Annotated in this window: 18 protein-coding genes; all 18 read right to left on the bottom strand. The window is 56.7% G+C overall.

Annotated features, from left to right (window positions below; all coding sequences use genetic code 11):
• Window positions 1-18: 18 nt before the first annotated feature.
• The gene (locus tag RBRH_RS16170; protein WP_013434706.1) at window positions 19-1,053 is read right to left on the bottom strand and encodes a phage tail protein; all 1,035 of its coding nucleotides are present in this window, start codon (window positions 1,051-1,053) and stop codon (window positions 19-21) included.
• A 3-nt stretch (window positions 1,054-1,056) separates the two neighbouring features.
• A complete protein-coding gene (locus tag RBRH_RS04015) occupies window positions 1,057-1,713 on the bottom strand; it encodes a DUF2612 domain-containing protein (protein ID WP_013434705.1) in 657 nt (218 codons plus the stop codon).
• Window positions 1,714-1,955: 242 nt separating this feature from the next.
• Complete coding sequence (locus tag RBRH_RS04010) at window positions 1,956-3,155, bottom strand: baseplate J/gp47 family protein (RefSeq protein WP_013434704.1); 1,200 nt, start codon at window positions 3,153-3,155, stop codon at window positions 1,956-1,958.
• Window positions 3,148-3,498 (bottom strand): hypothetical protein, encoded by a 351-nt coding sequence (locus RBRH_RS04005; RefSeq protein WP_013434703.1) that lies wholly within the window; start codon window positions 3,496-3,498, stop codon window positions 3,148-3,150. The genes RBRH_RS04010 and RBRH_RS04005 overlap by 8 nt, the downstream gene beginning before the upstream one ends.
• 29 nt (window positions 3,499-3,527) lie before the next feature.
• The gene (locus RBRH_RS04000; RefSeq protein WP_013434702.1) at window positions 3,528-4,169 is read right to left on the bottom strand and encodes a Gp138 family membrane-puncturing spike protein; all 642 of its coding nucleotides are present in this window, start codon (window positions 4,167-4,169) and stop codon (window positions 3,528-3,530) included.
• The gene (locus RBRH_RS03995; RefSeq protein WP_041753222.1) at window positions 4,169-4,999 is read right to left on the bottom strand and encodes a baseplate hub protein; all 831 of its coding nucleotides are present in this window, start codon (window positions 4,997-4,999) and stop codon (window positions 4,169-4,171) included. Before RBRH_RS03995 ends, RBRH_RS04000 begins: the two co-directional genes overlap by 1 nt.
• A gap of 5 nt (window positions 5,000-5,004) precedes the next feature.
• On the bottom strand, window positions 5,005-5,319 hold the full coding sequence (locus RBRH_RS03990) for a phage baseplate plug family protein (RefSeq protein ID WP_013434700.1): 315 nt from the start codon (window positions 5,317-5,319) through the stop codon (window positions 5,005-5,007).
• A 26-nt stretch (window positions 5,320-5,345) separates the two neighbouring features.
• A complete protein-coding gene (locus RBRH_RS03985) occupies window positions 5,346-5,828 on the bottom strand; it encodes a phage baseplate protein (protein ID WP_157864342.1) in 483 nt (160 codons plus the stop codon).
• 41 nt (window positions 5,829-5,869) lie between these two features.
• Complete coding sequence (locus RBRH_RS03980) at window positions 5,870-7,573, bottom strand: phage tail tape measure protein (RefSeq protein ID WP_013434698.1); 1,704 nt, start codon at window positions 7,571-7,573, stop codon at window positions 5,870-5,872.
• Between the two features lie 103 nt (window positions 7,574-7,676).
• Window positions 7,677-8,120, bottom strand: a complete 444-nt coding sequence (locus RBRH_RS03975; RefSeq protein WP_013434696.1) for a hypothetical protein — start codon at window positions 8,118-8,120, stop codon at window positions 7,677-7,679.
• The gene (locus RBRH_RS03970) at window positions 8,117-8,563 is read right to left on the bottom strand and encodes a phage tail fiber protein (protein ID WP_013434695.1); all 447 of its coding nucleotides are present in this window, start codon (window positions 8,561-8,563) and stop codon (window positions 8,117-8,119) included. The genes RBRH_RS03975 and RBRH_RS03970 overlap by 4 nt, the downstream gene beginning before the upstream one ends.
• An 18-nt stretch (window positions 8,564-8,581) precedes the next feature.
• A complete protein-coding gene (locus RBRH_RS03965) occupies window positions 8,582-10,075 on the bottom strand; it encodes a DUF3383 domain-containing protein (RefSeq protein ID WP_013434694.1) in 1,494 nt (497 codons plus the stop codon).
• Between the two features lie 9 nt (window positions 10,076-10,084).
• A complete protein-coding gene (locus RBRH_RS03960; RefSeq protein WP_041753221.1) occupies window positions 10,085-10,624 on the bottom strand; it encodes a phage gateway protein in 540 nt (179 codons plus the stop codon).
• A complete protein-coding gene (locus RBRH_RS03955; RefSeq protein WP_041753220.1) occupies window positions 10,621-10,977 on the bottom strand; it encodes a phage collar protein in 357 nt (118 codons plus the stop codon). The genes RBRH_RS03960 and RBRH_RS03955 overlap by 4 nt, the downstream gene beginning before the upstream one ends.
• Window positions 10,977-11,420: a hypothetical protein gene (locus RBRH_RS03950; RefSeq protein WP_041754132.1), complete on the bottom strand. Its 444-nt coding sequence runs from the start codon at window positions 11,418-11,420 to the stop codon at window positions 10,977-10,979. The genes RBRH_RS03955 and RBRH_RS03950 overlap by 1 nt, the downstream gene beginning before the upstream one ends.
• A 101-nt stretch (window positions 11,421-11,521) precedes the next feature.
• Entirely contained in the window at window positions 11,522-11,962 is a 441-nt protein-coding gene (locus RBRH_RS03945) for a DUF4054 domain-containing protein (protein ID WP_157864341.1), read from the bottom strand.
• 2 nt (window positions 11,963-11,964) lie between these two features.
• Window positions 11,965-12,321, bottom strand: a complete 357-nt coding sequence (locus RBRH_RS03940) for a hypothetical protein (protein ID WP_013434689.1) — start codon at window positions 12,319-12,321, stop codon at window positions 11,965-11,967.
• Between the two features lie 12 nt (window positions 12,322-12,333).
• The gene (locus RBRH_RS03935) at window positions 12,334-13,425 is read right to left on the bottom strand and encodes a major capsid family protein (RefSeq protein WP_013434688.1); all 1,092 of its coding nucleotides are present in this window, start codon (window positions 13,423-13,425) and stop codon (window positions 12,334-12,336) included.
• Window positions 13,426-13,435: the final 10 nt, after the last annotated feature.

Below are 13,435 nucleotides of genomic sequence, written 5' to 3'. Positions count from 1 at the left end.
GACAAGCCGTTTTTAGCATCAAATACCCCGGTACTCCACAAAGCACAGTGCATAATATGGTGGCCGATTTTCATGTGCAACGCCACCACCCGCGTCGCTAATTGCGACATTGGCATTGGCGTTGTGTATGCTAATGCCCGTGTGTGATGCATTGAGCCAAATTCCGGTGTGGGCGGTACCCGTATGCGCCCCTTGATTGGCGTAGAAGCACCATGTACTGCTACCACTTTGTGGGGCCCTATGTTCAGCTCTATCGTACAAATGGGCATGCCCGGGGTCATTCACATGGTGATTATGGCTTGGGTCGTGCACACCGTGGCCGTGTCCATGATCAATTACCCCGTGACTGTGCACAGGCATATTCTCAACGGAAAGCGTCACTGTGTCCGATCCGCCCGTATCACCGGGCTCATATTGTCCGCCTGCCCCCACGATAAACTTATCACGTAAATCTGCTGTACCGTGTGAGCCATCGCACAGGTACCAACCAGCCCCCCACATAGTCGGGATGTCCTCGGCTACGCCGTGCCACATTCGAATTTCGCCAATTTTATATTGATGCAAAGAAGCTGAAATGGCTCGCGCGACACTTAGCGGCGTCATGATCGTGCTGTTGTCGATGCCAGCGACCGCTTGTTCCTGCGAAGCGATGGCCGATATGACTGAGGCCCATTTTGTCGCGTCGCTCGGCTCGGTCGTGTTGTTATCTACAAGTGATTCGTACACGTCCCATGAGGCTGTTTCGCTTGCCCGGTACCTCACGCGCGCGCGACGGGCATAGGGATAGGCCGTACCGCCATTGTCCTGCGCTGTGATCCACTCCGGCGTGCCAAAAACCTGATATTGCTGCACCGCCTCAGTGATGTCGTGCAAGATGGCATTGTGCTTGTTGCGCTCAATCGGCTTGGCTAATGGATCAATCGCTTGGTCACGTTGGTAGTCGTAGCCGTAGCCCTGCTCATAGCTGACATCGCCGGTGATCTGGATATCGTTTGGTACTGTTTCGCGGTCACCCGCCACAGCAAACGGTTTGACAAAAAATTTTTGTTGCATGCGTTACTCCGCAAAAGTCCCGTGTTCAAAATCCTTGTTGTACTCACCTAAGCCAAACGACGGTCGGGTGACAACAATCCGGCGCACGCCGACGCCTGCCGGGCGCGGCAGCAAATCATAGGTGTCGAGCACGAAGGTCAACCCGGGATTGGGTTGAAAGGTGAAGACATAAACGACATAAGTCATGTCATTCGGGTCAAGCACATAGACCTGCCCCTGATCGCCCAGGAGCATCTTCATAAACTGGTTGATCTCGGGAATCGTGCCACGTGAGACGAGCTGGAAATAGCGCAACCGCAGCACCGTGCGCTTCTGTTCGACGGTGAGACCCACTGTCGAGGAGGACTTGCAGCCGAAACTGCCACGCCCGAAATTCCGGTTGGACACATCGAATCCAAAAACAGGCGTTCCTGGCTTGGTTGGATCCACAGTGACAGCAAGCGGTACGCCGAGAATGGCCGACCAGACCGACAGCCCAAAATCGTTGGCGGTACGTAGGTCAAATACATCGCGGATCCAATTCTCCCAAAACGCGGTGTGATTCTGGCTGTACCATGCTTGCTTGCGCTCCAGCAGTCCGCGCAGATTGTCCGCGTCGTTGTACTGCCAGAGCAACGCTTGTAGCAAATCAACTGAGAAATCGAATGCCTGGATTCTCATTGACTTACCACCAGCGAATTACATGTACAAAGGCCGATGCCGCGATTAGGAATGCGATGAACCAGATAGACCCATAGCGGGATGGTTTCAGCTCGTCCGAGATCATTTCCAGCGCTCTCAAGAATGTCGTACACTTCTTCACAAGCTCTCCTCGTTGCCCTTTACAACGGGTTGATGCAAGAAAGCCCCGACCGCTGCCAGCGGTTCGGGGCTTTCGCCTTTCTCAATGCTGCTTGGCGTGGCTACACAACGATGACCTGAATGCCTGACGGCGCAATCGCTGCCTTCTCCCAAATTCCAAGAGGAATTTCAGTCGTCACATAATTGATCGGCAAGAGATGGGAGACCTCCAGCCGCTGCACGTAGAGGCCCGGTACATAGCGATTAACGGCTGCGGCCAGTTCAAACGGTGACACGCTGGTGCCAACCGTAAAGCCCGTCTCACCTTCAATGCGTTTTTCCGAGTAGGCGAGAATAGCGTCACGCACGGCAATTTGCGGATCGGCAACCGACGAGGCCGCGCGTACCGTGACGCGCGCAAGGAAATCGCGCCGTATCGGACGATCGAACCGAACGCGGTATGATTGGCCCGAAGCTGGGTCAACTGCATTGACTTGCACCGTACCATTCCAGCCTGCGCCAGCGCTTTTGTTCTTCAACAGCGCTTGTGCAATATCGACGTCTGTCCCGCCATCGATGCACACCCAAATCGAGTGTGGCTTCATGACTACACCATCGATGACTTGCGCAACGCTCTCGGTATTCTCGCGAAATTGCAGGCTTTGCACCCCTTCCGTTGCGTAGAGCGCGGAGGTGATTGCTTCACAGAGGGAGACGCCTTGCAGCGCGAGCGTCTGTTTGCGCAGCCTACGCAGACTGGCATCGGATTGCCGACCTCGCCCCAGCTTCGCGTTTTCGGGGTTATGGACAGTTTCCCATCCCAGGACGCTATCGACAATGTGCCGCAACGTGCCGGCGGGCGCAGCAACGGGGCCGTACTCCACGGCGCGAAAACCAACCTTCGCCCGTCCATCCCGCGCCAGCACAACCGTTTCCGTTGTCTCGAATAGCTCGCCCGCCTCGGTGCGTGCACGCAACCCTTGGCGGATCACCGTATTCGGGATGCCGGTCACCTCTACATCGGCGATGCTCGAACGCTGGGCTTTCGCGCGTTCAAGTCCAGTCAACGCGCAGAGCGCATCTAGAAATACGCCGCCCGCTTCGTTCGGGTTGATCTGGTTGGCGAGCGCCGCATTGTTACGAATCACACTGCTGCGGCCCAGCGCATCAGCCGTAATCAGCACACCCTGAGGCGTTTCATCCGCCACCGACAGATCGTCGCCCAATACGCCACGCCATTCATTGCGAACCGTATCGAGCACCCCCGCTGTGTCTGGCACGATCACACCCGTGCGCGTCAAATAGTCGTAGGTGTCAGTCATGGTCGTTCGTCAGGTCAGCAGGTCCAAAAACAGTCTGGATGGTCACGCTGTAGCGCAGCGCGTTGTCCACGATTGCAACCTCGAAGGCCGTAACGTCAACGACGCCGCCTACCGCGCGCAGCGTCTGGCGCGCGTAGGCTTCAAACTGCATCAGATTTGTGTCGTGCCACACTAGATCTCGCGTGGGCATTCCGCGGTCCAGTGCGAACACCATTTCACCCAGTTGGGCTTGCATCGCGTGCTGGCAGTCCTGCTTGACCGCCTCGATGTCGCGCGCGAGGGCGAGGCTGCCGTCAGCGTTGATGAACAGGTCATTGCGTTGATTCGTTGCAAGGCTTTTCAAACCGGGCCTCCACTGATATCGCTGCCGCGTTAAACGCCGTCATGCCGGTGTGTTTCGGCCGGTGTTTCGCCGAACGTCACGCCGCCGCGCCCGGTCACGCGCCCTTCGGCCGTCAGATTGCCCGTACAGTGCACATTCGCTGCCTCAAGTTCGACCATCGGCGCAGTCAGCTTAAGCTTATCCGGCCAGAGTGCGACGCGTACCAAGCCATCCGCGCTTTGCAGGACTGCGTTCGCTTCATCTTCGTCGGCCAGCGTGTAGCCGCGCATCACATCCGGGATGAACAGGCCGTCAGCAAACGAATGCAAGCGCTGCGTATTGGGTCCGGCTTCGGAGCCGGATTGAAGATATAGCGAGATATCGCGGTCGCTGGCCTTGATCCAGCCAGCGTCGCCGGATTTGAACGGAAACGACATCACAAAGCCGCCGCCGCCCAGTGCTAGTACGGGCACACAGGCCAATGGCGGCCGGGATAATGTTCGGTTCTCGGTGGTCAGCATCATGATCTGCGGTTGCACTGTTGCTACATTGCGGTTGCGGTCGTAGCCGACAATCTTTGCGGGCAGCATGTCATCGACGCCCTGGATCAGCTTCTTAAACACTTCGCGCAGCGTGCCCGCTAATCCCCCTGTGTTCGCCGGATCATGACTTGGGATGGTGTAGTCACTCATCAGTGGGTATCTGCACGTTTGGCTTCCGCGATCCAGTAGAACGGGGTGTCGCGGTTGGCAAGTTCAAAATGCAGCTTGAAGATGACGTAACTGCCGCTCGTGGCTGGATTCAACTTGCTGTCGATGGTTAATGCGCCGCCCAAGCAGGTCGTGGTATCAAACAGATACTTGACCTTGACGCCCTGCTCGGTGATTTCGGGGATGCCGATCATGCCGGTGGACTCGCTCAGCACACGTGCCTCGCCGCTCAGCGCCACGTTGTAGTTTTTCACGACCAGTGTGTTGTCATCGACATAGGCGTTCACGCCCCCGGCTTCGCCGAGCCGGTCTACCTGTTTCAGCGCGCCGCCGGCAAACGCGTAGTTCGCGATGTTCTTGTCTGTCGCCTCGAAGCGCAGCGTGAGTCCGAGATCGCCCGCTATCTGTTTAGCGATGGCCGATAGGGATGCGGTGCCAGCCTGGCTGCGCGCAAGGATGTGGCCCTTCTGAAATTGCCCGGTCGATGACTTGAACGTCAGCGTGATGTCCGGCGGCTGGGATGGCAGGCAGCTGGAAATGTCGCCGACAAACACGCGCGATGCGCCAGTGGAGCGTCGGCCTACGTCCAGCACAATGCGCTTGGGCGTACGATTCAGGTTGAACGGGCTAGTTTCCGTCAACAGGTATTTGCGGTCCGCTTTGGACAGATTCGAAACACGAATCTCGGCTTCATTTTGCAAGGCGTTTGCGAACTTGGAGCCGGTCGCGCTAATCGCCAGATCGTCATATGTCTTCAGTTCGCCGTTAATTTCGATGCCCACACGCACGATACGTGGATCGAGTTTATCCATTGGCTTCACTGGCGAACCTGCGCAAGCTCGGCACCGCTGAGGTACACAAGCTGATGCGTGCTGTTGAACTTTGTGTAGTCGGGATATTCCTCATCCTCCGTCAGAAACACGAAGTTGCCGGCGCCGTCTTCTAGATACCGGAACGGCAGCACAGGCGTACCAGCAGCACACCGAATCCCTTGCACAAGCATCTCGCCGTCACGGGCAATCGTCGCGGCTATCATCCCAGATAGGGCCTGGACCGTGATTTCGTAGCGGCGTGAGTCGAGCCGAATCGACAGCGATTGATTAGGGATCGCATCGAGCGGAATTTGAATCATGGCGATTACATCAAACGAAGACTGCTTTAAACGAAGATGTCGTGAAGCGTAGAGGCTTTCCTTTTCGCAGGTTTTCCAGATTGCTCGCCACGCTGCACGGTGGATGCGTGTGTCTTGTCCTTGACTTCCCGGACGGACAGTTTTTCGTATCGTGCCGTAACGACCCGCACTTCCTTAAGCTTCAGCGTAAGCACGAGGGTGCCGAAGGCATCAGGCTCTTCCTCATGCGGCATTTCTACGATCAGCATGTTGGCGTAGCTGCCCGCCTTCGTCTGCACCGTCAGCGTGTCACCCTTTCGAAACATCTCACGGATTTGCCGATAAGTGTCCCGATATGTTGCCCCGGCCAGCATCATCTTCAACTCGATCTCAACCGGCAAGATGATCCGGTGGTCGGTCATCGTTGCGCCCGATTCAATCGGATGCTCCATTGCTTTTGACGCTTCCTTGACCGTCGCCTTTATCGGCCGCGCGTCGCCAAAAAGCTGCTGAAAGCCTGCATCGAACACGCCGACGACATCGACGGCGGCGGTCGGAATGAATCCGGTAATCACGCTGCCACTCCGTCATCAAAATGGTTCAATGTCGTACTCAGCTCCTGCCCCAAACCACGGCTGAGGGCCTGATTGACCGCATCGCCGTCCGTGGCCTGGGTATGGATCGTGATGGGCCCCGTCTGCACATTCATGCTCTTGCTCACACTGCGGTTTGCATGCGTGATACTGGCTGAGGTCTGTGCCGCCAGCGGCGTTGAAGTGGCGGCCAGCGCCTGTTTGCCGGCGATGACGCCAGCATGATCTGCGGCCGCTACGCCCTTGGATGCTGCTCCACCTTGCGATGGCACGGCGTCCCCAAGGCCGAGAAAAGATTTCACCTGCCCCAGCGCGCCACTCATGATCTTCAAGCCGCGTGAGGCAAAGCCGATGACGGTTTCAATCGCTGCGGCAATCCCGTTCCACGTGGCTTTGACGGTGTGGCCGACCTGATCAAATACATCACCGATCAAGGTCATAACCGGCTTAAGCGCGGGTATTTTGTTCAGCAGCTTGTCGAACGCGGCACGTACATTCGCCGAAAAGCGCTCAAATGCTTTCTCAGGCTCGTCAATCAGATCGGTCATGAAGGTCAGTCCAGCCCTCACCAGATCAAACAGAAACGAAAACACATCCGCAACCCCATGCACGATTTCGCCAATAATTGGCCAGCGTTTCGCCATCTCGCCGATCAGCGAGTCGTTGCCATCGAGAAACGCCATCACATCCTCGTAGGCCAGCGCGAACAACGCACCGACCGCTGTAATGGCCGCGCCGATCAGCAGATAGGGCGCGACCAGCGCAAGTGTCGCGGTGGCGGCGCTCAAGACAGCAGGCAAGTACAGCGCCGTCAGTACCATCGCCAGTCCGATGAAGGAGCCTTTTACTAGGTCGCTATGGTCTGCCAGGTAGGCCGTGAGCGCTTCGAACTTCTTCAGCAACCACGTCAAGGCGGGTAGCACTGTGGTCGAGAGATTCGTGAACATGTACTGAAATACCTGTCCGAGATCACTTAAGGCGATCCTGGCCTTGCCGAGTTGCTCGGTGTATTGCTTTACCGCTTCAGCATCAGTCTTGTTGACAACGCCAAGCTCTCTTTGCCGCTTGATTTGTTCTTCGAGCGCTTGCCGCCCTTTCTGCAACAGAGCGATGGTGGCGTCGTCCAGCCCCATCTTTCTGCCTAATGCGGCGGATTCCGTTTTGTTTAAACGCTCAAACGACTGGGCGAGATCCAGCAGCAGTTGTGGCGTGGCCTTGACGTTGCCATTCAGATCGCGAAACCGCACGCCGAGCCGTTGTAGCAATGGGCCAATGTCACCTTTGCCAGTCTTAGCCAGTTCAGCGACCTTTTCATTCAGGCCGGTAAGTGTCTTTCGGAATGCCTCGCCACTGCCGCCGCAGCGCTCGGCCGCTTCACTCCATGCGTGCAATGTCTCGACCTCGACACGTAGTGCCTCGGAACTCTGACCGAGCGCGTCGGCGCCGGCCACAGTGCGCGCCACGCCGGATACCAGTGCGCCCAACGACAAAGCACCAGCAATCGCACCGGTGGCCGCCCCGATTAGCGACTTGAACGACTTGCCAAGTTGGGTGGCCGCCATATCCGCACCCTTGATCTTTTTCTCAAGCTGTTCGGTCGCCTTTTCGGCTTCTTGTGCCCCTTGCTTGACTTCCTGTGCATCTGAATCGAACAGAATATAGAACGTCTCAAGAATGCTCATTTCGATGTCCGTCTGGCATGCTCAGCAGCCAGCCATTCGTTGTAGCGGGGAATAGCGATGCTCTCCCAAAGGATGAAAGCATCCTCCAGCGTGTAGACCGTCCTCAATTCCTGGAGCGTGGCACGTCCTTCAGAAAGGATCGCTCCAACAAGTGCGTCAACGTTTTGGAAATCCACGCTATCGCCTTGCCCTCGACATTGCCTAAGAAAGTCGAGACCTTTCCGCTTGAGAAAAAAGACGTGTTGTAGTCCATCATGTGGAACTCGATTTTCATCAACGTCTCATAGTCCGGCACATGATTGTCAACCAGTGCGGCAGTCGATAATCGCAATTCGCCGTTGTCAAGCGGCACCGCTACGAAGCCCATGATTTTTAACATGAGCGCCTCGTTGGTCTTGTAATCGCCGAGTTTCGGCACCGCACTGATCGGGTATTGCGAAACGATCTCGCGACCTGCAATGGCGGGAAATTTCGACAGGATGTAGGGGCGATCCTCGCCCGCCATCGTTCTGATCAATATTTCCTTGGGCTCAAGCAATAGACTCATGATGTCCCCGTCCGGTTCTCAAAAGCAAAGATGTACGGCTTGCTTTTCATCCGCCCTGCGCTGGCCACACTGCTGGCAGGCATGCCGTCAGTGATGACCCCCTTGGTCAGCGTGAGTATGCGGGCGTCCGGGTAGATCGCTGCCATCGTGATTTCGTCTTTTGCACTCTGTTTGCCACGTCCGACCCGGTTTGCTTCAAGCAAAATCGACATGTTCTTGTCATCGTCACTTCCTGGAATCAGGTTCAACGTCACTGTGATTGGGTTGGCTTTGGACCAGACGATCAAATCGCCATTGAGCCCCATCGCCTTGTCATTCACTTGAATGCTCGGAATGTCGAACGGATCGCCATCGTCGGCGAACTGCGTGACCGTAAAACCGGCGGGAAACGTTTTAGATGCACATACCTGCACCACAAGGCCGAAGCCTGAGATGTTTTCCATCGTTACTCCTGGTCTGGATCAAATCAAGACGTGGCTTCCGTCCACTTTTCGGATGGCATCGTCTTTGCTGTAGATGAGGGTGTAGACGGCCTTATATTCGGTGCGTCCGTCTGGCGTCACACTGGATTGGATTACGCAGTCGAGCCAGTAACCGATGGTCTGGACCTGCCGCCACGCATCGGCTTCACCCGTCATATTGGTGATATACAGCTGCTGCGTATTGTTCAGCTCCTTGCCGACGCTGATCGTGCCGTTGAGTAATGCCTGATTGACCACGCTTTGCAGCGTCGCGATCAGTTGACCACGTCCTTGCACGTTGGCCGATACCTTCGCCAGCGACATCAGCAGTTCCATAATGGCGCTGCCGGCCGCATCCTTAAGCCATTGTTCGTTAGCGTAGACATTCATGTCTGTCGGCGCGGTGGCACCCCCCATCAGCACGCCGCGCTGATAGAAGTCGAGCACTTGTCCAGCCGTTTGCGTGCGGCCGTAGTAGTTCACGCGCAACGTATCCAACCGATCCGATTCAGGCGTCGTCGTCACACTGGGCGTAAGCGCCGCTTGCTGGAACATGTAGTTTTGCACCGAGTTACGACGGCTGTAATCGGTGGCGGCCAGGATCATCATCGGAAGTTGCTCGGGGTATTCGCCGCTTGCGCCGATGAGCGTTAGACCGGTCCCCGCGTAACCTTTGAGCGCTTCATAGTAGGCTGCCGCATCGGCGGATAACACGCGCGTATGGAACTGGTACATCACATTCTGCGCCGCGTTCCACTTCGCTGCTTCTTCTGTCTCGGCTGTGGAAAGCGCCCGCAAGAACGTGAACGAGCCGAAATTGTTGGATAGCTCGGTTGAAGCGGCCAGCACATCACTGATCGTTTCGGCGGCTGCGCCATCGGCGTAGATCGCGCGATCATCCCAACCCAGGATAGTATGGATCGTGCCGGACAGGACAGCGACCTTTACATTGGCACACGTACTGGTGGTTGTGAAATGGAAGCCGTTTTTCCGCGCGTCGAACGTGACCATTGCGCCCTCCCAAAGAGGGCCCTCACCTGCGGCACGAATGGCTGCTTGTAAAACCGATGCCACGTCGGCAAAACTGAGGGCTTCCGCGAACGACAACGGCGATACGGAGTGGATATCTGCGCCAAGCTGTATTGTCAGCTCGCCAGCCGTCACGGCTTGGAATCGAGACAATGGCGCAGTCACTGCCGCCCCAAAGATCATCGGCGCGACGGCGGCATCCACCCAGCGCGCGAAGCTGATTTTCTGCGCGCGCGTAATGTTTTTTGAGATCCAGCCGAAATAGAAAGACGCGCGGGCGTATTCCTCCGAGGCCGTGCCAAAGTAACGCCCAACATCATCGAGGTTATCGAACTCGACCACCGCTTTCGGTGGCAGCAGCGCATTTGTCGTAAAAAAACGCCCGATTAAATCGCGCCGGCGCACACCGGCCGCTGCGCCGACGCCCGATGTCACGTCAACGTACTTGGGAAATCGAATAGCCATCAGTGGCTCCTAGATGCGATGAATGTTTTGCTCGAACGCGTCAACCGATGGAACTCGGCTGGTAAGCGTGCGCAGATGGGTGAGGATAAAATCGAATGACGAGCTGGCTTCGAAGCAATCCCGGTCATCAGCAAAATAAGTGTGGCGAATGTCTTGCACGCGATAGAGGCCGACTTGATGCGACTGCAACGTGTGGCGCGCAGCATCGCTTTGCAGGATGCACGCGATCAGGTTCAGCAGATCGGATGCCGTCAGCCAATCAGGCTGCTCAGGCTTTTGCGGTGCAAGTACGTTCACTTGGAGCGCAGTGTGCATCCACACCGACTCGGTATGGACGAACTGCCCGGCTTCGCGATCCCAGACGCTTTTGCGCTGCGGAAAACCGTACCGGTAATCGCCGATTTTGTTCAAAAACACCACCGGGCCACTTGGTGTGCCTTGTTGCGTCGGCTGGTACTGCTGCTTGATGGCAATGTCGGCAATGCCATTCGCGCGCAGCCCGTCACGAATCAACGGCAGCAGAATGCGGAACAGTTCGTTGTCTGTCATATCTGTACGCAAAGCGCGCCGTCCCAGCCGTCGATGTTGAACCAATCGGCATCCGACAGCAGTTGATAGCGCTGACCGGCAAACTCGATTTGATCGCTCGATCGGTTGCGTGCTACATCCTGTAACTGCGCACACGCATACAGACGGATGTAGCGCTTCTGAAAATCAAGGCCAAGGTATTGGTATAGGTTCCGGTCTACAGCTTGCACGCTGCCATACAGCGGCACAGGCGGCGCATACCTGTTTACATCAAGGCCCACATCGTTGGTCTCGCGCCCCAAAAATCGGTAATACTCGACACGTTGCTTGCCAATCACGGACAACGCAAAACCGAGCAGGTTAGAGCCTGGCATCACGATTTGTCCTCCACGATATGTGTAAGCGTATTCAAGAGCACACCGGAATCGACCAGCGGCTTAGCCGCAGTTAACGAGACGACGCGGCCTTGCTTCTTGCCACGAAATCTTGCCGTGATGGTGGCGACCTTCAGCGGGGGCGTACGGATTCTTGAGATGGCGCAGCGAATATCGCCAGCTGCTTTGGCCGACACTTTCTCCGTAACTGCGGCTGGCGTGTCCGTGCCACGAAACACCGCCGTATAGCCCTGTTGTGCCAGCTTTACCCATTGCGCTCGTTGTGCCTGAGCCGTTGGGCGCATCGTCGCGCGCATCGGAATGCCTTTCTCGGGCACGCCATACTCATGGATGGCGGCTATATAGGCGACTGGTGTGCCATCCTGATATTTGGAGGATTCAAACCAGCCAACCTTGCCGATATGGCCGCCGATATCCTGCAACGCTTGATGCAGACGTGCACCGCCGGGGCCGGGCTTGCGTATTACCTTGGCCATTAAATTAACTTAGGAAATAGGACCGCCCAATCCAGGCGGCCTAGGCATCAGGGATAGATGCCGTACACGCGACGAAATGCCGATCCTTCCGGCAGCCCGCTAATATAAAAGCCACCCACGGCAGCAGCCGACAGCAACGCGAGGAGCTGCTGCCCATAGGGGGTGAGCGACAGCCACCATTGCCATTGTGACTTGACAGGCGGTGGGGTAAGGGTGACTTGCACCTTGTCCACGGTTGCGGTGGACACCATGCCCGGCGTTTGACCGCCTTTCACTATGTCCGCCAGCGCAAGGAGATGGGCCGTCATCAGATTCAGCGCACGGACTCGGTCATCGCCTTGCAGGTGCCCATGATCCTCTGGACTCACATAGCACGTCGCCGCCGCCCAGGTTGCCGAAAGCGCGGTGTCGGGATACGCGGTTTTGCTCTCGAATGCAGCGAAGGCGGCGCGAAACGCGCTGACATCCCACTGGATGGACGCACTCACGATCATCCGCTCCGCGTCTTAGGGCGCTTTTTCTCCGCAAAGTCTTGCGGTACCAGCGGTGACGCTTGGTCGCGACCGGTCATATCCGCGGCAACCTTCTCTGGATCGGTTTTGGATCGCTCGACGTGGATAAAGCCACGTTTGACATGCCGCTGAAAGGCTTCGTCCTTTTCAAGCAGCGCCAAATCCTCGTCCGTCACCTGCGTTACTACACCACGAGGTGTAATTAAGTTTTTGTTGGCGACGCCCGCACCGCCTTTGATCACGATCGCACGCGTACGAATCGGCAAGTCGTTTCCACTGTTGATCCACACGCCATAGGCGGTATCGCATGTTGCGGTCGAGTACACGTAATGCATGATTGCTCTCCGTTAAAGTCCAGTGCGACGCACGACAGCATACGGCCGCTTGCACATTACGCCAGCCGTCGCATTGGAATAGTCCTCTTCGTAGCCTTTTGCGAGCTGCTGAACCCCCAGCACGCGGAATTTCGCCGGCACGACTTGTACAAAGGTTTGACCGCCGTCGGTCGATTGATCGCTGACGCTTTCGGCGTACAGATATGCGACATTGTCGCCCGCATGAGCTGCATCAAATTCCGGGCAAGACACCACGCGCATCGTCGGATAGGTCTTAGTCAGCCAGTCCTGCACAGACACGCTAAAAATCGAAGTCACTGTCAAATAATCGATGACCGACGTGCCAAGAACAAGCGTCAGTTGTTCTCTTTTCGGGTCGATCACGCCACGCGTCTGGTTGCGCAGATCGGCCACCATCGTGCGAATGTCTGCTGTAATTTCGAGAAAGGTCTTAGACGCCCATTGGGTCGAATTGGCCCCACCCATTGGCAGGGTGACATACGCGGGCAGGCTGGGGTCGTTCAAAAGTCCATAAGTGCGATTGTTTCCATCGTTGTAGCCGTAAAATCCGACGCGATTGCGGTTGATCTCCAGCGCCAGCGTTGCCGCTTCGCGTTTGCCTTCGGCACTATTCACTTTCATCCGCGAAGCGCGTGCTTCTTCGAGCGTGCCAACGCGCATGCCTTCTTCAAAACGCACCACTGTGCGCCGCTCGAAGTTGACGTTCCATGACGACAGCGGCACGTTCGTGTAATCCCCATATGGCACGGATGTACCGGTAAGCTCCATGACGCCCTGCACGACTTCCTCATCTTCCCATGCGCCCGCTGTCGTGATGCCCACGCATTCATCGATCGTGCGCGCCGCCGTGGTAATCGCCACAAATCCAGGCAGCCAGTTTTGTAGGAACTGCTCGGGCGTGGTAATCGTCGGTGTAGTTAAACCGGGTACCAGCGCTGCGTCCATCGCCGCCATCATGCGGTGCACGGTTGCAGCGTCCATGCCAATACCGATACGGGACAGATCCTGATAGCCAGCGACGCTCGACAGCTTGAGCGGCCGTACTGCACGTGGACCGATATACGAATGTTCTTTGCTTTGCATACTCAGTGCC

It is taken from the genome of Mycetohabitans rhizoxinica HKI 454, from assembly GCF_000198775.1.
Taxonomy (GTDB): domain Bacteria; phylum Pseudomonadota; class Gammaproteobacteria; order Burkholderiales; family Burkholderiaceae; genus Mycetohabitans; species Mycetohabitans rhizoxinica.
This window is presented reverse-complemented; position numbering and strand designations above follow the sequence as displayed.